Source organism: Streptococcus sp. 9.1(2021) (assembly GCF_030466425.1).
GTDB lineage: Bacteria > Bacillota > Bacilli > Lactobacillales > Streptococcaceae > Streptococcus > Streptococcus wuxiensis.
In genome coordinates this window covers 161,079-177,286 of sequence record NZ_JAGQFU010000002.1, presented here as the reverse complement: position 1 = coordinate 177,286, position 16,208 = coordinate 161,079, and the positions used below count along the sequence as shown (strand labels likewise).

At 41.0% G+C, this 16,208-nt stretch carries 19 protein-coding genes, 1 tRNA gene and 1 pseudogene; 7 read left to right on the top strand and 14 right to left on the bottom strand.

Features of this window, described 5'->3' with window-relative positions; all coding sequences use genetic code 11:
- Positions 1 to 662: 662 nt before the first annotated feature.
- Both KBU52_RS06570 and KBU52_RS06565 read right to left on the bottom strand, forming a co-directional pair.
- The gene (locus KBU52_RS06570) at positions 663 to 1,808 is read right to left on the bottom strand and encodes a low temperature requirement protein A (RefSeq protein WP_000209242.1); all 1,146 of its coding nucleotides are present in this window, start codon (positions 1,806 to 1,808) and stop codon (positions 663 to 665) included.
- Positions 1,809 to 1,972: 164 nt separating this feature from the next.
- Positions 1,973 to 2,815, bottom strand: a complete 843-nt coding sequence (locus KBU52_RS06565; RefSeq protein WP_049486464.1) for an aldo/keto reductase — start codon at positions 2,813 to 2,815, stop codon at positions 1,973 to 1,975.
- Between the two features lie 102 nt (positions 2,816 to 2,917).
- On the opposite strand from KBU52_RS06565, the pseudogene KBU52_RS06560 reads away from it, so the two are divergent.
- Positions 2,918 to 3,259 (top strand): annotated as a pseudogene (locus KBU52_RS06560) (T6SS immunity protein Tdi1 domain-containing protein); the annotation flags it as partial.
- 545 nt (positions 3,260 to 3,804) lie between these two features.
- Here the strand turns inward: KBU52_RS06560 and KBU52_RS06555 are convergent.
- The 4 genes from KBU52_RS06555 to KBU52_RS06540 all read right to left on the bottom strand — a co-directional run bounded on the left by KBU52_RS06555 (position 3,805) and on the right by KBU52_RS06540 (position 6,657).
- The gene (locus KBU52_RS06555; protein ID WP_023022109.1) at positions 3,805 to 4,320 is read right to left on the bottom strand and encodes an HdeD family acid-resistance protein; all 516 of its coding nucleotides are present in this window, start codon (positions 4,318 to 4,320) and stop codon (positions 3,805 to 3,807) included.
- Positions 4,321 to 4,538: 218 nt separating this feature from the next.
- Entirely contained in the window at positions 4,539 to 4,955 is a 417-nt protein-coding gene (locus tag KBU52_RS06550; RefSeq protein WP_225305933.1) for a helix-turn-helix domain-containing protein, read from the bottom strand.
- 95 nt (positions 4,956 to 5,050) lie between these two features.
- Positions 5,051 to 5,123 (bottom strand) — tRNA-Lys (locus tag KBU52_RS06545).
- Between the two features lie 262 nt (positions 5,124 to 5,385).
- Positions 5,386 to 6,657 (bottom strand): replication-associated recombination protein A, encoded by a 1,272-nt coding sequence (locus KBU52_RS06540; RefSeq protein ID WP_254724846.1) that lies wholly within the window; start codon positions 6,655 to 6,657, stop codon positions 5,386 to 5,388.
- Positions 6,658 to 6,772: 115 nt separating this feature from the next.
- Between KBU52_RS06540 and KBU52_RS06535 the strand changes: the two genes are divergently transcribed.
- Genes KBU52_RS06535 through KBU52_RS06515 form a run of 5 tightly spaced genes read left to right on the top strand, consistent with a single transcriptional unit; the run spans position 6,773 to position 10,287 of the window.
- A complete protein-coding gene (locus tag KBU52_RS06535) occupies positions 6,773 to 7,243 on the top strand; it encodes a DUF3013 family protein (RefSeq protein ID WP_254724845.1) in 471 nt (156 codons plus the stop codon).
- Between the two features lie 9 nt (positions 7,244 to 7,252).
- Positions 7,253 to 7,681, top strand: coding sequence for an NUDIX hydrolase (locus KBU52_RS06530; protein WP_254724844.1), 429 nt, complete (start codon positions 7,253 to 7,255; stop codon positions 7,679 to 7,681).
- A complete protein-coding gene (locus KBU52_RS06525) occupies positions 7,682 to 8,581 on the top strand; it encodes a GIY-YIG nuclease family protein (protein WP_254724843.1) in 900 nt (299 codons plus the stop codon).
- A gap of 10 nt (positions 8,582 to 8,591) precedes the next feature.
- Entirely contained in the window at positions 8,592 to 9,542 is a 951-nt protein-coding gene (prmA, locus tag KBU52_RS06520; protein ID WP_254724842.1) for a 50S ribosomal protein L11 methyltransferase, read from the top strand.
- A gap of 1 nt (position 9,543) precedes the next feature.
- Positions 9,544 to 10,287 carry a 16S rRNA (uracil(1498)-N(3))-methyltransferase gene (locus KBU52_RS06515; protein WP_254724841.1) on the top strand — a complete coding sequence of 248 codons (744 nt, stop codon included), beginning with the start codon at positions 9,544 to 9,546 and terminating at the stop codon, positions 10,285 to 10,287.
- Positions 10,288 to 10,600: 313 nt separating this feature from the next.
- Here the strand turns inward: KBU52_RS06515 and KBU52_RS06510 are convergent, their stop codons facing one another.
- Positions 10,601 to 11,365: a (S)-acetoin forming diacetyl reductase gene (locus tag KBU52_RS06510; protein WP_254724840.1), complete on the bottom strand. Its 765-nt coding sequence runs from the start codon at positions 11,363 to 11,365 to the stop codon at positions 10,601 to 10,603.
- 334 nt (positions 11,366 to 11,699) lie between these two features.
- On the opposite strand from KBU52_RS06510, the gene KBU52_RS06505 reads away from it, so the two are divergent.
- Positions 11,700 to 12,368 (top strand): MIP/aquaporin family protein, encoded by a 669-nt coding sequence (locus tag KBU52_RS06505; RefSeq protein WP_004250764.1) that lies wholly within the window; start codon positions 11,700 to 11,702, stop codon positions 12,366 to 12,368.
- Positions 12,369 to 12,584: 216 nt separating this feature from the next.
- Here the strand turns inward: KBU52_RS06505 and queF are convergent, their stop codons facing one another.
- The 7 genes from queF to KBU52_RS06470 all read right to left on the bottom strand — a co-directional run bounded on the left by queF (position 12,585) and on the right by KBU52_RS06470 (position 16,131).
- Positions 12,585 to 13,076: a preQ(1) synthase gene (gene queF / locus KBU52_RS06500; RefSeq protein ID WP_000082589.1), complete on the bottom strand. Its 492-nt coding sequence runs from the start codon at positions 13,074 to 13,076 to the stop codon at positions 12,585 to 12,587.
- An 18-nt stretch (positions 13,077 to 13,094) separates the two neighbouring features.
- A complete protein-coding gene (queE, locus tag KBU52_RS06495; protein ID WP_254724839.1) occupies positions 13,095 to 13,811 on the bottom strand; it encodes a 7-carboxy-7-deazaguanine synthase QueE in 717 nt (238 codons plus the stop codon).
- Positions 13,804 to 14,247, bottom strand: a complete 444-nt coding sequence (gene queD, locus KBU52_RS06490; RefSeq protein ID WP_000464566.1) for a 6-carboxytetrahydropterin synthase QueD — start codon at positions 14,245 to 14,247, stop codon at positions 13,804 to 13,806. The genes queE and queD overlap by 8 nt, the downstream gene beginning before the upstream one ends.
- Positions 14,247 to 14,900, bottom strand: a complete 654-nt coding sequence (queC, locus tag KBU52_RS06485; protein WP_004250769.1) for a 7-cyano-7-deazaguanine synthase QueC — start codon at positions 14,898 to 14,900, stop codon at positions 14,247 to 14,249. Before queC ends, queD begins: the two co-directional genes overlap by 1 nt.
- 202 nt (positions 14,901 to 15,102) lie before the next feature.
- Entirely contained in the window at positions 15,103 to 15,417 is a 315-nt protein-coding gene (trxA, locus tag KBU52_RS06480; protein WP_001029584.1) for a thioredoxin, read from the bottom strand.
- A gap of 14 nt (positions 15,418 to 15,431) precedes the next feature.
- Positions 15,432 to 15,653: a DUF4649 family protein gene (locus KBU52_RS06475; protein WP_004250771.1), complete on the bottom strand. Its 222-nt coding sequence runs from the start codon at positions 15,651 to 15,653 to the stop codon at positions 15,432 to 15,434.
- 97 nt (positions 15,654 to 15,750) lie between these two features.
- Positions 15,751 to 16,131, bottom strand: coding sequence for a MarR family winged helix-turn-helix transcriptional regulator (locus KBU52_RS06470; RefSeq protein WP_254724838.1), 381 nt, complete (start codon positions 16,129 to 16,131; stop codon positions 15,751 to 15,753).
- Positions 16,132 to 16,208 lie beyond the last annotated feature (77 nt).

Below are 16,208 nucleotides of genomic sequence, written 5' to 3'. Positions count from 1 at the left end.
AGACTGAATTTAATAAGATATACTAAGAAGAGAGTGAAAGATTCTCTTCTCTTTTATTTCTAAATGACTTGCTCTTGTTCTGTTGCGAAAATTTATGAATTCATAATAGCCCATTTTAATCTCTATGCGGATTGGCCATGTAATATGGGCACAAATTAGTATAGTTTAGTTAATTATAGACTAGCTCTGTACTGTAAAAAACAGTTGGTCTTATCAAATATTGCTAGCAATTGATTGAGAATAAATGATAAGTTTGATAAGGTTGGAAAACCTTTATAATGATTTGCTACAAAAAGTTATTTGACATCAAAAAAGCCTTGAAATCAAGGCTTTTTCCTGTTGATTTAGATGCCCCCTACATGGATTTGTAAGAACTTTTCATATTGAAAATAAACAAAAATGTTGAAATATAGCTGATTTTAGGGAAATACTTTTAGGTGTTTTCACTGTCAGGCTTTAAAAACGTGGCAAAAGTGGGGCAAAAACGAATGACTCACATTTGGTTTGAAAATCTATAATACCTAATGATTATGCCATACTAGATATATAGTGTTGTTATAAATAAATGTCAGTGCGAGTTCAAATCGGAGGATAAAATGGAAAAACAAATTAATGAAAAAAAAGCCTTGGAAAACCAAGGCTTTTTTAATGCTATAAACTCATTAAAAGAACCCCCAGTTAGATTTGGAATATTTTTTATTCTGTGTCACATAAAAATAAATAAAATGAATGGCTATAGCTAGAGTAAAAATGGTTGCAATACTCAACACTGTTATAGGATTAGAAGCGAAAAGCAAAGAGAGAATCAAGGCAGCCAGATAGAGTGTCGCTTGAGCACAGTAGTAACTTCTCGGATAGCGAAGATAGTTTTTGTTATAGGGCCCATTTGCTAGGACAGCAGCTTGGAAGAGGCCAATTCCGATATAAAAGAAGCTGATTGCAACGAGAAGATTAGCCTCGGGATTCAGGAGATAACCCATCGAAACTGTCATCAACATAAGCCCGATGAAAATAGGATAGTGACTATAAATTACAAATAATCCCTTTTGACTAGATCCTTCATCAATAGCATGGTCAAATTCGCCAAAATAAAACAAGAACAGGGAAAGCATGATAACGAAATTGAGAACCGAATAAATCGAGAAATTCTCGACTGTAAAGAAGCTAGCTAGCCCAACAACCATCTCTCCAAACGTAATAATCACAAGAAGGGAGACGCGCTCGATTAAATGGGGAAGATTTACCTGGAAATGCTCATCTTTAGTAATCAAGAAAATTGGCACAATAAATGTTAGCAGAATACTAGCAATAAAGATATAGACTCCAACGTAAATAGGAAAAAGAGCTGCCAGATAGACTCCTAAACTTCCTAGACCTGTTAACCATAGAAAACCTTTGATACTTTCCCGATCAGTATTATCGGTTGATTTTCTAAAAAATTCAACCAAATATTGAAAAAATAAGGTAAGGGTCAATGTACCAACAGCCCAACAGGTATAATAGAACCATTGTTGCCAATTGTATCCAATCATATTGGACATAAAGAGCATAAGTCCCATGTTGATAAACATGATTACCATGTTAAATAACGAGTTTGTTCCATAGCGATTGGTATAAATGGTTTGAATCATCCAGGAATTGATGATAACCATGACAGAGATGAAGAAATCAAGTAAAGAATCCCAAGCCACAACACCGCTATGAAGAGGGTGAATTAAAGCAGTTGCTTTTGAAATTGCAAAAACAAACACTAGGTCATAAAATAGTTCTGAAAATTCTACACGTTTATGCTTAATAAGAGTTGTCATATTAATACCTTTCTACTTTAGAAATACAATTCATTATAACAGAAAATGGTAATGAGAGAAAAAGGATATGCTTAAATAATTTCATGTGGCGCGAATTGTAAAAACCTTGACTTCTTTTGTCATTTACTTGAAAAAGCAACCCTGACGAGTTGATTAAAATCCTATTAAAAATTAACTTTGTCAGGATCATCCTGAGTTTTGATGCCTTGAATCTTATCCAAGACCGCCATATCTTCCTCTGATAAGTCGAAGCCGAAGATATCCAAGTTAGCTTTTATATTTTTAGGTGTCACAGACTTAGGTAGTGGCAAGAAACCTTTTTGAAGGCTCCAACGCAGAGCAACTTGTGCCACAGATTTACCGTTACGTTCAGCCACTGCTTCAACATCTTCATTTCCAAAAATACCACCTGTACCTAGTGGACTATAGGCTTCAATAAGGATATCGCGCTCTTGGCAATAGGCAACTAAGTCTTCTTGGTCACAACCTGGAGCCAAGAGGATTTGATTGACATGTGGAACAATTTCAGCTGTTTCAATAAGAGCTTCTAGGTGATGTTGCATAAAGTTAGACACACCGATAGCGCGCACCTTACCTTCTTTGTAAGCTTCTTCCATAGCCTTCCATGCACCCGCATTGCCAGCCTTCCAAGCATCATTCTCACGAAGCGCCTTTGGATTAGGCCAATGGATAAGCAAAAGATCCAAATAATCCACACCAAGTCTTTCGAGAGACTCATCGATAGAAGTCTTAGCCAACTCGTAATCGTGCTTATCATTCCAAAGTTTGGTAGTTAGGAAAATATCCTCACGTGCCAAATCACTATCAGCAATCGCCTTACCTACAGAAACCTCGTTACCGTAAATTTGTGCGGTATCAATATGTGTGTAACCCGCCTTAAGTGCGAAGCTAACGCTGTTATAGGCTTCTTCGCCTTCAGCAATTTGCCAAGTTCCAAAACCAATTTTAGGAATAGCAACCCCATTTGCAAGTGTATATGTTTCCATGATTTTCACCTTTTCTTTTTTTAATAGTACTATCTTAAATAAGATAAGGCAAAAATGCAAAGATTTGCTACGGCTATTATTATGAATAGTTCCTTACTTCTTTTTCCGATGTTCGTAACAGCATTTGGAGATATTATTACTTGGGAAGAGAATGAATTTGTTGGTATTGTAAAATATAACCTTCAAGACTGCGACATTATTATAAAGAGCTTGAAATATTTCCTTCAGTATTTAGATAACTCATATGTGACTGATAACTTTGAACTTGATTTATATAGACAAGCTGTATCAAAACATGGTGCTCTGTCTTATAACCAATGTTTCGGTTTTGTCCCGCTCTTGGCATTAGGAGGCTTTAAAGATGTGGATCACATGGATAAAGTAAAAGTCCTGGAACACATTTATCTCATGTACCAACTCACAGGCGGAGTATTTGACGATTGATAAAAAAGAACCACCCTTGCGGTGGTTTTTTCGACGAAAACGAGTGTGAGATAAATAACGAGTCTTTGGATGAGACTCTCTAATTTGGTGAATATAAATTATTTGGTACAAAATTTGGTACAAAAAACAAAATGACAAGCAAAAAAGCCTTATAAATCAAGGCTTTTTCCTGTTGATTTAGATACCCCCTACATGGATTTGTAAGAACTTTTCATATTGAAAATAAACAAAAATGTTGAAATATAGCTGATTTTAGGGAAATACTTTTAGGTATTTTCAATGTCAGGATTTAAAAATGGGGCAAAAGCGGGGCAAAAACGAATGACTCGTATTTTGTTTGAAAACCTATAATACCTAATGATTATGCTATTCTAGATATATAGTTTTGTTATAAATAAATGTCAGTGCGAGATCAAATTGGAGAATAAAATGGAAAAACAAATTTCTACGCAGAATGGAATGCGAAAAAGTGATAATTAAAGAGACAAAAAAGCTGAGAATATGATTTCCCAGCTTTTTTGAATGCGATAGAAATAGCAACTAGACTATTTACGAAAGGCCTCAATAATGTAGGTGAAGCCAGTAACTAAAACTGAAAAGGCAATGACATAAACGACAAAGACACCTGTAGCCACTGGATTGAACAGAATCACTAGACCTAGTAAAAATTCAAGCAAGGCTACCCACGTGATATTGCTACCAATAATAGGGAAAGTCAATCTTAGACGATTGCCTTTAAAGAAAGCAATAATGGCTTCTACAATTAACCAAATTCCTACAATGGTCGGAATGACGACCGGCAGGGTCACAAAGCCATAAGCAACGAGGTAAAGAGCTAAGAGAAGACTAACAAATCCTTGGAAAAGATAAACAGGTGAGCGAAGCTCTTTTGGTGCAGAGAAATAGCCTAAAATAGCTGCTATAGAAGAAACCAGTAAACCAAATGAAATCCACCAGCTGTAAGCAACAAGATTAGCTACTGGGTTTGTAAATAGGAAAAGTCCTAAAAGGACAAAAACAACTCCTGCAAGGAATAGCAGTAAACGATTAGAAAATTTCATTTCAATACCCCCTATATAGTATAGTTTTCTAATAAAACTATTATACTTATTTTTATAGAAAATGTCAATAAAATAAATAAACAATTTGGAAGTTTCAGTCTGACTTACAAAAAGAAAAGGAGTTTTCACTCCTTTTCACAGATTGAAGACAAAGTCCTTATAAAAGTGTCTTCTAAAGATTTTAACTTCAATTTGAAGCGAGGTTATCCTCGCTTTTTCTATTTATCAAACAATTCCTTATTTTCAATTAAGAGTTCTAGTGGAGATTTATCCCTTGCTTCAATAAAACCAGGTTCATATTGGTTATGAAGTGTTCTTTTCTGAGAAGTTGGATCAATATACAACTCATCTCCATCTTCTGTGTATAGTTGGTTGCCTCTTGTTAAGTAAAGTAAATCCTCTAAGTACTGTCCATCAGTTTCTAGAAAATCTTCGATGTATTTGACAGCTTTTAAAATCTCACTTACTTTATCAGAGTATTCATTAGATTCAAGAACACTCTTTTCTAACTCAATCTCTTTACTAGTTCCAAATAGTTGGGTTGGAGTTGCATTAAAATATTCTGCTATCTTATCCAAATTTGCAAAGGTAGGATAGCTTTTTTGTTTTTCGTAATCAGAGATGTCTGGAAAGATTGCTCATAAAAAAATGTGGGGCAAATGATGGGGCAAATCAGTTATAGACAAGCAAAAAAGCCTTATAAATCAAGGCTTTTTCCTGTTGATTTAGATGCCCCCTGCAGGGCTCGAACCTGCGACCCATAGATTAAGAGTCTACTGCTCTACCAACTGAGCTAAGGAGGCAAAAAAAAGCTGTATTGGTGCCGAAACTTCACGGTTTGTATTGAACCCGCGCAATTAAGCAGGTGGGCAACTTGCTCTAACTGAAGCTGCTTCCGCGTGATACGGCCTGCATGCTGTTAGAAGTCCTTTGTTTCCCTAATAATACAAAAAATAGTCGGTCAACACTTAAGTGTGAAGTCGTACACCACAGCGTTTCTATATGTATATGATACCATATTTCAAAAAAATTTCAAGGGAAAATCTCAATTTTTTGGAACCGATATCACCTTTTCTTGAGTTGATCAATCTTCTCTTTTGTCGCCCCTAGGGCTCGCTCGTATTTGCCATTTTCATTGGGAGTGAAATAAGAGACCCCCTTAAGCTTGTCTGGTAGGTAGTCCTGTTGGACCCAATTGCCAGGATAATTGTGAGGGTACTTGTAGTCTTGGGCATTTCCCAGTTCCTTGCTTCCAGCATAATGACCATCGCGGAGGTGGCGAGGGATAGGAAGATTGCCCGATTTCCGGAGATCAGACAAGGCCTTATCCATGGCGACGTAGGCCGAGTTGGACTTAGGCGAAAGTGCCAGGTCAATGACGATGTTGGCGATGAGGATGCGGGCTTCGGGAAAGCCGATGCGCTCCGCTGCCTGAAGGGCTGTCACCGTATGGATCTGTGCATCTGGATTGGCCAGGCCGATATCTTCGTAGGCAATGACCGTCAAGCGACGGGCTAAGCTAGGGAGATCGCCCGCTTCAATCAAGCGTGCGGCGTAGTGGAGACTAGCATCGACATCGGATCCGCGGATGGACTTTTGCAGAGCAGAGAGGACATCGTAGTGGCCGTCTCCATCCTTGTCCATGGTGATATAGCTGCGCTGGAGGCTGTTTTCCATGATGTCGAGACTGATGTGGCGAACGCCATCCTCCCCTTCCTTGGTAGAGAGAACAGCCAAATCGAGAGAATTATAGGCAGAACGCAGGTCTCCATTGGTCGAAGTGGCGATGAAATCCAAGGCTTCCTCATCGAGGGTAACAGGGAAGTCAAAGCCCCGCTCAGGGTCGCTCAGTGCCAACTGGATCGCCTCTTTGACCTGTTCATTGGTCAAGGGTTCCAGCTCAAAGATCTGCACCCTACTGCGAATGGCAGGCGTGACAGAAAAGAAAGGATTTTCAGTCGTCGCTCCAATCATAATGACCAGTCCACTTTCCAAGAGAGGCAAGAGGAAGTCTTGTTTCGTCTTGTCAAGACGATGAATCTCGTCTAGTAGCAGTACAAGGCCACCTGAGAATTTAGCTTCCTCAGCGATTTCTTGGAGGCGTTTTTTACTATCAACAGTTGCATTGAAGGTCCGAAAAGCATACTTGGTCGTTCCAGCGATGGCTGAAGCGATACTGGTTTTTCCGATGCCTGGAGGTCCGTAGAGTATCATAGAGGATAGGCGATTGGCTTCCACCATACGGCGGATAATCTTGCCTGGTCCAACCAGATGCTCCTGACCGATGACCTGGTCGATGGTTTTGGGGCGCATGCGAAGCGCGAGATTGTCTGGCATAGCAGTCCTTTCTAACATGGATTTTCTGATACGAATGTGGTAAGATGGTAGTATCTATTTTAGCATATTTCCGAGTATTCGGGGCGATTGAAGAGTCGTATAGAAAGAGGACAACATGGCAACATACGGATTTTTAGATGTTTTACAAGAAGAGTTGGACAAGAACTTTCCTTTTGACTATGAGATTAGCTGGGACAAACGCAATCATGCAGTTGAAGTGAGTTTTCTGCTAGAGGCGCAAAATCCTGCAGGAGTGGAGATGCTAGATGAAGACGGAGAGGTTTCGTCAGATGATATCCTTTTTGAAGAAGCGATGCTTTTTTATAACCCTGCCAAGTCAACAGTTAATGCAGAAGACTATCTCACAGTCATCCCTTATCTGCCGAAGAAAGGTTTTTCTCGTGAATTTTTAGCTTATTTTGCACTATTCCTCAAAGATACTGCAGAGGTTGGACTAGATGCCCTCATGGACTTTTTGGAAGACCCAGAAGCAGAAGAATTCGTCATGGAATGGAACCAAGAAGTCTTTGAAGAAGGGAAAGCAGGCTTGGAAGAGGGAGAATTTTATCCTTATCCGAGATATTAGGAGTCTAGCATGGAAATAGAACTTACTGATTTCCAAGGTTGCAAGATTGCTCTATTTTGCGGAGATAAGCTACTGACCATCTTGCGTGATGACAAGGAAAATATCCCTTGGCCCAATATGTGGGAGTTGCCGGGTGGTGGTCGTGAAGGGGACGAAAGCCCATTTGAATGCGCGGCGCGTGAAGTTTATGAGGAACTAGGCATTCACTTGACCGAAGATTGCCTGCTCTGGAGTAAGGTCTATCCCAGCATGCTCTATGAAGGCAGACAGTCAGTATTTATGGTCGGGCAACTAAGTCAAGAACAGTTTGACAGTATCACCTTTGGAGATGAAGGGCAGGGCTATAAATTGATGAACATTGAGGAATTTTTGACATCCAGTCAAGTAGTTCCGCAGTTGCAGGGTAGATTGAGGGATTATTTGGAGGAAGTAAGGTAGATGCCAAATCGTAGTAAGAATATCAATATGTTTCTCATGGATGGAGAAGTTACTGGGATAATTAAATGTACCTTGTCGAATTGGACAGGGGTGATTTATAAAATTCCTCGAATTCAATTGGCAGATTTAAAATCACGTGATGAAATGAAGCAAAGCGGCATTTATTTCCTATTTGGTCGTAATGAGGATAAGCAAAAGGATGTTACCTACATCGGGCAGGCGACGAATCGCAAAAATGGTGAAGGTGTCCTTTTACGTGTTCAGGAACATACTCGTGACAACCATGCAGATTATTTTAATGATGTGATCATTTTGACGACGCAAAATAATTCCTTTGGTCCTACAGAAATTAGTTACTTGGAAAATAAATTTACACAACTAGCAAAGGACGCGGGGCGCTTCATTGTAAAAAATGGGAATGAGCCCAATTCTGGGAATGTAACAGAAGAAAAGCAATCTGAGTTGGATGAGGTTGTAGAAAATACTTTGATGATTGTAGGAACCTTAGGGTACCGAGTGTTTGTTCCTATGACCAAGAAAACGGATCAGAATGTTTCTGATGAAAACTTAACTCATCTCCATTTGAAGCGAAAAACCAAGAAATCAAATCGAATGATTGAAGCCATCTGTGAACAGACTTCGGAAGGTTTTGTTGTTTTAGAAGGTAGTCAAGTGGATGTGGTCGATTCACCCGCAATACCTGCAAGTCTAAAAGAATTGCGTAAGGAATTAATCAAATCAAATGTGATTAAAGATGGTGTTTTACAAGAAAAACAACTGTTCTCCAGTCCATCTTATGCAGCTGCTTTTGTGCTAGGAATGAATACGAATGGACGAACGGATTGGAAAAATAAGGACGGCAAGACTTTAAAAGAATTAGAAGAAACAATGGATTGTTAAGGAGAACCAGATGGAAACATGGCAAGAGTTAAAAGTTACAGTGAAGCGTGAAGGCGAGGAGTTAGTTTCCAATCTCTTGATTGAGTTAGGTGCCCAAGGGGTAGCAATTGAAGATAGCATGGACTATGTGGGGAATGTGGACCGCTTTGGTGAGATTTTTCCTGATGTCGAGCAACAAGAAGAAATCGTGGTGACAGCCTACTATCCGGATACGCTTGATGTAGCAGAGGTTGAAGCGGACTTGCAGGCTCGCTTAGCAGAATTGACGGATTTTATGGATCTAGGAGAGGTCAAGATGGGCACGACTGCCTTGGCTGAGGAAGACTGGGCCGACAACTGGAAGAAATACTATGAACCAGCTCGTATCACTCATGACTTGACCATCGTGCCATCATGGACAGACTATGAGGCAACTGCTGGCGAGAAGATTATCAAGCTAGATCCTGGTATGGCCTTTGGAACTGGAACCCACCCTACGACCAAGATGAGTCTTTTTGCCTTGGAGCAGGTTCTTCGTGGTGGTGAGACAGTGCTAGATGTGGGGACAGGCTCAGGTGTCCTTTCTATTGCCAGCTCGCTTCTAGGTGCCAAGGAAATCTTTGCCTATGACCTAGATGATGTTGCGGTTCGCGTCGCTCAGGAAAATATTGAGCTCAACCCGGGTATGGAAAACATCCATGTAGCTCCAGGTGATTTGCTTAAGGGTGTGGAGATTGAGGCAGACGTCATCGTGGCCAATATTTTGGCGGATATCCTCATTCATCTGACAGACGATGCTTATCGCTTGGTCAAGGATGAAGGTTACCTGATCATGAGTGGCATTATCAGGGACAAGTGGGACATGGTCCGTGAGTCAGCAGAAGCAGCTGGATTTTTCCTTGAAACTCATATGATTCAAGGGGAATGGAATGCCTGTGTCTTCAAGAAAACCAAGGATATTTCTGGTGTGATTGGAGGCTAGCATGCAACAGTATTTTGTCAAGGGGAGTGCAATCTCTCCTGTCACCATTGAGGACAAGGAAACTAGCAAGCACATGTTTCAGGTCATGCGCCTGAAGGAAAATGATGAGGTTACTTTGGTCTTTGATGATGGTATTAAGTACTTGGCGCGCGTGATAAATGTAGAGGCGCGTCAATTGGAGTTGGTTAAAGAATTAGCTGACAATGTAGAACTACCAGTTCAAGTGACCATTGCATCTGGTTTTCCCAAGGGAGATAAGCTAGAGTTTATCACTCAAAAGGTGACGGAACTGGGTGCTAGTCAGATTTGGGGCTTCCCCGCGGACTGGTCAGTCGCCAAATGGGACGGCAAAAAATTGGGTAAAAAGGTTGAAAAACTAGAAAAAATCGCCCTTGGAGCGGCCGAGCAAAGCAAGCGGAATTTGGTACCGAGCATTACCCTTTTTGAAAAAAAGGCAGACTTTTTAGCTCAGTTCGACCAGTTTGATTGTATCGTGGTAGCTTACGAAGAGTCAGCTAAAGAAGGAGAATCAGCAGCACTTATACAAGCAGTTGCTGGACTAGAAAAAGGAGCTAAACTGCTCTTTATCTTTGGTCCAGAAGGTGGTCTTTCACCCGCAGAAATTGAGTCTTTTGAAGCTAAAGGAGCAGCCTTGGCAGGACTTGGACCTCGCATCCTACGAGCAGAAACAGCGCCACTTTACGCCTTATCTGCCATAAGTGTTTTGCTTGAATTGGAAAAATAAGAGACTATGAAAAAATCACCTAGAAAAGGTGATTTTTTATGCTCTTGAAATGGCGCGTGAAAGAGTCAATAAACGTATCCTTGGCGGCAATGGAAACTTTGATTTTTTGATGATTTCGCAGAAAAAATGGATATCCAAACTGTTCCTAATCTTGTGTTCTATTAAAACAGGGCAAATCACACTATTTAGAGCAGAGAGTATTCCTAGTCTTGATGAAAGATTAGTTTAACTAACACAAAATGACTCTGGAAATTGGAATCATAGAGATGATAAAAGAGGTTGGATTATTTTCCAACCTCTTTTTTTTTTTATCTTAATGGAATTGCATACCACCATCGACGATAATGGTTTGACCTGTAATGTAGTTTGAATCTGGTCCAGCAAGGAAGCTAACCGCTGCAGCGACATCTTCTGGCTCAGATAGGCGTTTCAATGTAATATCTTTTGCGAATGTTTGCATACCCCATTCGTCGTCTTTTCCTGCATTTTTTCCAACTTCGTGAGCGATATCATACATCATTGGTGTTTTAACGATACCTGGAGCATAAGCGTTAACAGTGATGCCTGAGTCAGCCAAATCACGCGCCAATGTTTGAGTAATGCCACGCACAGCGAATTTTGTACCGCCGTATACAGTCAAGTTTGGATTTCCGACAACACCTGCTTGAGAAGTAGCGTTGATGATTTTACCACCGTGACCAAGTGCTTTGAATTGAGCTTGAGCAGCTTGTGCTCCCCAAATCACACCACCGACGTTAATAGCAAATGTGCGAGCGAATTGTTCCTCTGTAATTGTATCCAGAGGTGTAGTCGGAGCGACACCAGCGTTGTTTACCACAACGTTCAAGTCTCCGAAATGGTCTACAACTTTTTGGAAAGCTGCAGCAACCTCTGCTTGTTTAGACACATCTGCTACAACAGCTAAAGCATTCTCTGCTGACAACTCAGCAACTGCTTTTTCAGCTGTTTCAGCATTGTAGTCTAATACTCCAACCTTAAAACCATCTTGGACCAAGCGTTTTGCGATTGCAAAACCGATTCCTTGACCTGCACCTGTAACAACAGCTACTTTAGACATATGATTCCTCCTTTGGTATCCGTGATACCATTCAAACGTTCATAAAAGAACAGCAAAGGGTTATAAGTGAGTTGTGATAGACTCTAAAAGAAGTCCTATCGCTTTTTAGTATACAACTTTGTGAAATTTGTGTCAAACAAAGACTGATTTTTTAGAAAAATGATTATTTTTCAAAACCAAAATGATTGAAAATTTTCCTTTGTGAGATTTAGAGTTAGAAAAATAAAACTATCGCGTAAAGGGGAAAAGCGCACAATATTTTCCAAGCACATTTCTTGAAACCCTTTCCTCCTTCTGATAGACTAATACATAGTTTGAAAAAAGGAGACTTAATATGAAAAAATTTGTTGCTGAATTGATCGGTACTTTTATGCTTGTGTTCATCGGAACAGGAGCTGTTGTTTTTGGAAATGGTGTTGAAGGTCTTGGACACCTTGGAATTGCTCTTGCCTTTGGTTTGGCAATCGTAGTTGCAGCTTTCTCAATCGGAACTGTTTCAGGTGCTCACTTGAACCCAGCTGTTTCTATTGCCATGTTTGTGAACAAACGTTTGTCATCTTCAGAACTTGTAAACTACATCCTTGGTCAAGTAGTTGGTGCTTTCCTTGCATCAGGATCTGTGTTCTTCCTCTTGGCAAATTCAGGAATGTCAACTGCAAGTCTTGGTGAAAATGCCTTGGCAAATGGTGTAACTGTCTTTGGTGGTTTCTTGTTTGAAACAATCGCAACTTTCTTGTTTGTTTTGGTGATTATGACTGTAACTTCAGCAAGCAAAGGAAATGGCGCAATCGCTGGTTTGGTGATCGGTTTATCATTGACAGCTTTGATTCTAGCTGGCTTGAACATCACTGGACTTTCAGTAAACCCAGCTCGTAGCTTGGCTCCTGCTGTATTGGTAGGTGGCGCAGCTCTTCAACAAGTTTGGATTTTCATCCTTGCACCAATCGTTGGTGGAGTTCTTGCAGCCCTTGTTGCTAAAAACTTCCTTGGAACTGAAGAATAATTGAAACTTAAAAAGCCTTGCTTCTCATCTTGAGGAACAGGGCTTTTTCGTATGATACTCTTCGAAAATCTCTTCAAACCACGTCAGCTCTATCTGCAACCTCAAAACAGTGTTTTGAGCTGACTTCGTCAGTCTTATCCACAACCTCAAAGCAGTGCTTTGAGCAACCTGCGGCTAGCTTCCTAGTATGCTCTTTGATTTTCATTGAGTATGAGTTTAACGGTTGTCAATTTTCTCTGGATAGAGGTCATGTTGGAAGAGGCGTTGTTCTGCCAATCCTTCATACTTGGTTCCAGGTCTACCGTAGTTGTAGTAGGGGTCGATTGAAATGCCACCGCGAGGTGTAAATTTTCCCCAGACTTCTAAATAGCGAGGGTCTAGCAAGTTGACCAAGTCTTTCCCGATAGTGTTGATACAGTTTTCGTGAAAATCTCCATGGTTTCGGTAGCTAAAGAGGTAGAGTTTGAGGGATTTTGACTCGACACAGAGCTTGTCAGGAATGTAGGAAATATAAATAGTTGCAAAGTCTGGCTGAGCAGTGATGGGACAAAGTGAGGTAAATTCAGGGCAGTTGAACTTGATGAAATAGTCATTTTCCACATGACGATTGTCAAAGGATTCGAGGACTTCGGGTTGATATTCGAAAATGTAGTTGGTTTCTTTGTTGCCGAGGAGGCTGAGGTTTTTCATTTCTTCTTGTTGTGACATGATTTTTTCTTTCTAATCTTAAACACCACGTTGGTTGTCGTAGAGGAGGGTATGAAGTTGAGGAAGGACGCGGACATTGCCCCAGCTATCGTCAGCAGCGACACGTTCCCAGAGTTCTTTGAGGCGGTCCAGTTGGTCTTGGACAATATTGCCTCTAGCCTTGGGCTCAGGATTTCCCGCCGATAAGAAGAGGACATCTGGTTGGTAGCGTTCTTGAATACCTTTGGCAAAGGCTAGATCTGCATCATCAAAGACAGGGATTTTAAAGGTTACTTTGTCTGGGTCTAGTTGGGAAACGATAAAGTCCAAGGTCTCAAAGTTGACTTCCATCTTGGAGGAAGGAGGCTTAGGACTCAGAGTGACTTGGTCGATATCTTTTAACCAATGTTGCCAGCGGGATCCCTGGGTCTCAACAGCCAGAGTGACCCCACGTTCCTTGAGCTTGGTGACAAGTTGAGCCATATTGGCTGCTAGGATAGCAGGATTCCCCCCAGATAGGGTGACATAGTCGTAGCTTCCTAGTTTGTCTAACTCAGCGATTACTTCATCAGCTGTCATACGAGTTGGTTTTTCAGAACCGTCCCAAGTAAAGGCGGAATCGCACCAGTCGCAGTGGTAGTCGCAACCAGCAGTGCGGACAAACATGGTTTTCTGGCCAATAGCACGACCTTCACCTTGAAAGGTAGGCCCAAAAATTTCTAGAACTGGTAGTTTGAGGACACGTTCCTTAGTCATCTAACCACTCCCGTCTAAACTCTGCAAAGGCAGTCGGAGTTTCATAGAGACGAACATATTCCAAACGGAGACCGCGCTCGTCTGGCAACTCTTGGCTCATGGTTTGGAAAATCCAGTAAACCATATTTTCAGCAGTTGTATTCATGTAGGGCAGGGTTTCATTGAGATAGCGATGATCCAAGTGGGGCTCTAAGTAGTCCTTGTAGATAGCTTTGATGTCTCCGAAATCGTAGGTCATACCTCTATCATCTAAAAATCCACTAACAGCGATTTGCAGATGATAGGTGTGACCGTGTAGGGATTTGCACTTTCCTTCATAGTGAAAGAGGTGGTGGGCAGCATCGAAGGTAAATTCTTTTGAGACTAAGGTTCTGTGAGGATTGTAGACAAGAGATTCCCCAGTTTCTTGTTTGATTTCTTTTGGGGCAAAAAACATCAGGCCTCTCCTTTCTGAGAGAGATAAACCTCTAAACCATGTTGGCGTAGATGGCAGGCAGGACAATCTCCACAACCAGTACCGATAATCCCATTGTAGCAGGTCAAGGTCTTCTCACGAACGTAGTCAAAGGCACCAAGTTGGTCAGCTAATTCCCAAGTTTCAGCCTTGTCTAGCCACATGAGAGGCGTTTGGATCACAAAGTCGTAATCCATAGCAAGGTTGAGCGTGACATTGAGTGATTTGACAAAGACATCCCGACAGTCAGGATAACCTGAGAAGTCTGTTTCGCACACTCCTGTCACGATATCCGTAATTCCACGCTGCTTGGCAAGGACTGCCGCAAAGGACAGAAAGAGATGATTGCGACCGTCAACGAAAGTATTAGGAACCTCTCCTTCTTTTTGCTCAATTTCTAAATCTGAAGTCAAGGCATTTTCAGTAATTTGTCCTAGCAGAGACATATCTAGGATATGATGACGAATTCCTTGTTCCTCAGCGATTTCTTTGGCCACTTGAATTTCTAAATGGTGGCGTTGACCGTAGGCAAAGGTAACGGCTTCGACCCTTTCATAGTGTTGCTTGGCCCAGAAAAGGCAGGTTGTTGAATCTTGACCGCCACTAAAGACGACCAAGGCTGATTGACGTTTCATAGTACTCCTTCCAAAATGGGAAATGTTCAGAGCACGCAAAAAGCTCCCCAGAGGGAGCTAAAAAATACCAAGTAGAGGTTTTTTTTAGCGATGGCATGTCCCAAACATCGTAATATTCTAGTTACAGTCTAGCATATTTTTTGAAAAATGGCAAAGGGCAAGAAAAAAGAGACCAAATGAATGCACTTGGTCTCTCCTTTGATTAGCTTAATTCAGCAACGATGGCTTTGATTTGTTCAGCTGTGTGGACACCTGCCACTTGTTTAACAACTTGTCCATCTTTCTTGAAGAGAAGAGTAGGGATAGACATGATGCCGAATGAACGAGCTGTATTCGGATTTTCATCAACGTCCATTTTAACGATCTTCAAGACATCTTCTGAAAGTTCTTCAGACAATTTATCCAAGATTGGACCTTGCATACGACATGGGCCACACCAAGTTGCCCAGAAGTCTACCAAGACCAATCCGTCTTTAGTTTCTTGTTCGAATGTTGCATCTGTAATTGCTTTTGCCATAGTATTTCTCCTTTTTAATTATATTGGCTTAAATCTTGTTTCATGAGATAGAAGAAAACATCTCCATAAGTCCCATGGTAGTCCAAATCATGCCCCTTGTAGGTTACTTTTTGGACAGGGTAGTAGTCTGCGACACCAATCAGGCAGGCATGTTGAGAACGTTCAAATTCTTCGTATGACTCGAAGGTCATGGTTCTCTCTTGCTTGCTGGCATCTAGATAAGTGATTTCAATCATAGGATTCTCCTTTGCTAAATTATGTTTTCATTTTACTCCTCAGAAAAAGGAATGTCAAGAAAATTGATTGCGCACGCAACTTTTTTTGAAAATCTGATTAAGAAATGAAATCAAGACTAGTTTCCAGTCTTTCTTCGACGGCTTTTTGCAGGTAAGCTAGGGTTGTTTGTCCCTCGTCAGTCAGGCAGATAAAACTAGCTCGCTTGTCTTGTTCGCAACATCTCCGACTAAGCAAACCACAGTTTTTAGCTTCTAGTCGTGCTACCATTCGAGAAACAGCGCTTGGACTCAGATGAAGTTTGTCCGGTAGGTCAATCTGTCTCAAAGATTTTTCTTGAGCCTGATTTAAAAAGTGCAAGAGATAGAATTCCTTGAGAGTCAGACTCTGTTGGCTCTGCTCAGCGATTGTTTGCTCTAAAATAGCTTCCAGCTCTACTTGTTGGCGGTTGAAGTCAAACCATTTTTCTAAGTAAGTCATGACAACCTCCTTTCTTATATGGTAGTTATAAATAGAATTGTACATCTAAGATGCTTGCGCACGCAATTAGTATACAA

Coding starts and splice junctions, on each gene's coding strand:
- KBU52_RS06570 (WP_000209242.1), bottom strand. CDS start 1,808: ATGACAACTCTTATTAAGCATAAACGTGTAGAATTTTCAGAACTATTT.
- KBU52_RS06565 (WP_049486464.1), bottom strand. CDS start 2,815: ATGGAAACATATACACTTGCAAATGGGGTTGCTATTCCTAAAATTGGT.
- KBU52_RS06555 (WP_023022109.1), bottom strand. CDS start 4,320: ATGAAATTTTCTAATCGTTTACTGCTATTCCTTGCAGGAGTTGTTTTT.
- KBU52_RS06540 (WP_254724846.1), bottom strand. CDS start 6,657: ATGCCAGACAATCTCGCGCTTCGCATGCGCCCCAAAACCATCGACCAG.
- KBU52_RS06535 (WP_254724845.1), top strand. CDS start 6,773: ATGGCAACATACGGATTTTTAGATGTTTTACAAGAAGAGTTGGACAAG.
- KBU52_RS06530 (WP_254724844.1), top strand. CDS start 7,253: ATGGAAATAGAACTTACTGATTTCCAAGGTTGCAAGATTGCTCTATTT.
- KBU52_RS06525 (WP_254724843.1), top strand. CDS start 7,682: ATGCCAAATCGTAGTAAGAATATCAATATGTTTCTCATGGATGGAGAA.
- prmA (WP_254724842.1), top strand. CDS start 8,592: ATGGAAACATGGCAAGAGTTAAAAGTTACAGTGAAGCGTGAAGGCGAG.
- KBU52_RS06515 (WP_254724841.1), top strand. CDS start 9,544: ATGCAACAGTATTTTGTCAAGGGGAGTGCAATCTCTCCTGTCACCATT.
- KBU52_RS06510 (WP_254724840.1), bottom strand. CDS start 11,365: ATGTCTAAAGTAGCTGTTGTTACAGGTGCAGGTCAAGGAATCGGTTTT.
- KBU52_RS06505 (WP_004250764.1), top strand. CDS start 11,700: ATGAAAAAATTTGTTGCTGAATTGATCGGTACTTTTATGCTTGTGTTC.
- queF (WP_000082589.1), bottom strand. CDS start 13,076: ATGTCACAACAAGAAGAAATGAAAAACCTCAGCCTCCTCGGCAACAAA.
- queE (WP_254724839.1), bottom strand. CDS start 13,811: ATGACTAAGGAACGTGTCCTCAAACTACCAGTTCTAGAAATTTTTGGG.
- queD (WP_000464566.1), bottom strand. CDS start 14,247: ATGTTTTTTGCCCCAAAAGAAATCAAACAAGAAACTGGGGAATCTCTT.
- queC (WP_004250769.1), bottom strand. CDS start 14,900: ATGAAACGTCAATCAGCCTTGGTCGTCTTTAGTGGCGGTCAAGATTCA.
- trxA (WP_001029584.1), bottom strand. CDS start 15,417: ATGGCAAAAGCAATTACAGATGCAACATTCGAACAAGAAACTAAAGAC.
- KBU52_RS06475 (WP_004250771.1), bottom strand. CDS start 15,653: ATGATTGAAATCACTTATCTAGATGCCAGCAAGCAAGAGAGAACCATG.
- KBU52_RS06470 (WP_254724838.1), bottom strand. CDS start 16,131: ATGACTTACTTAGAAAAATGGTTTGACTTCAACCGCCAACAAGTAGAG.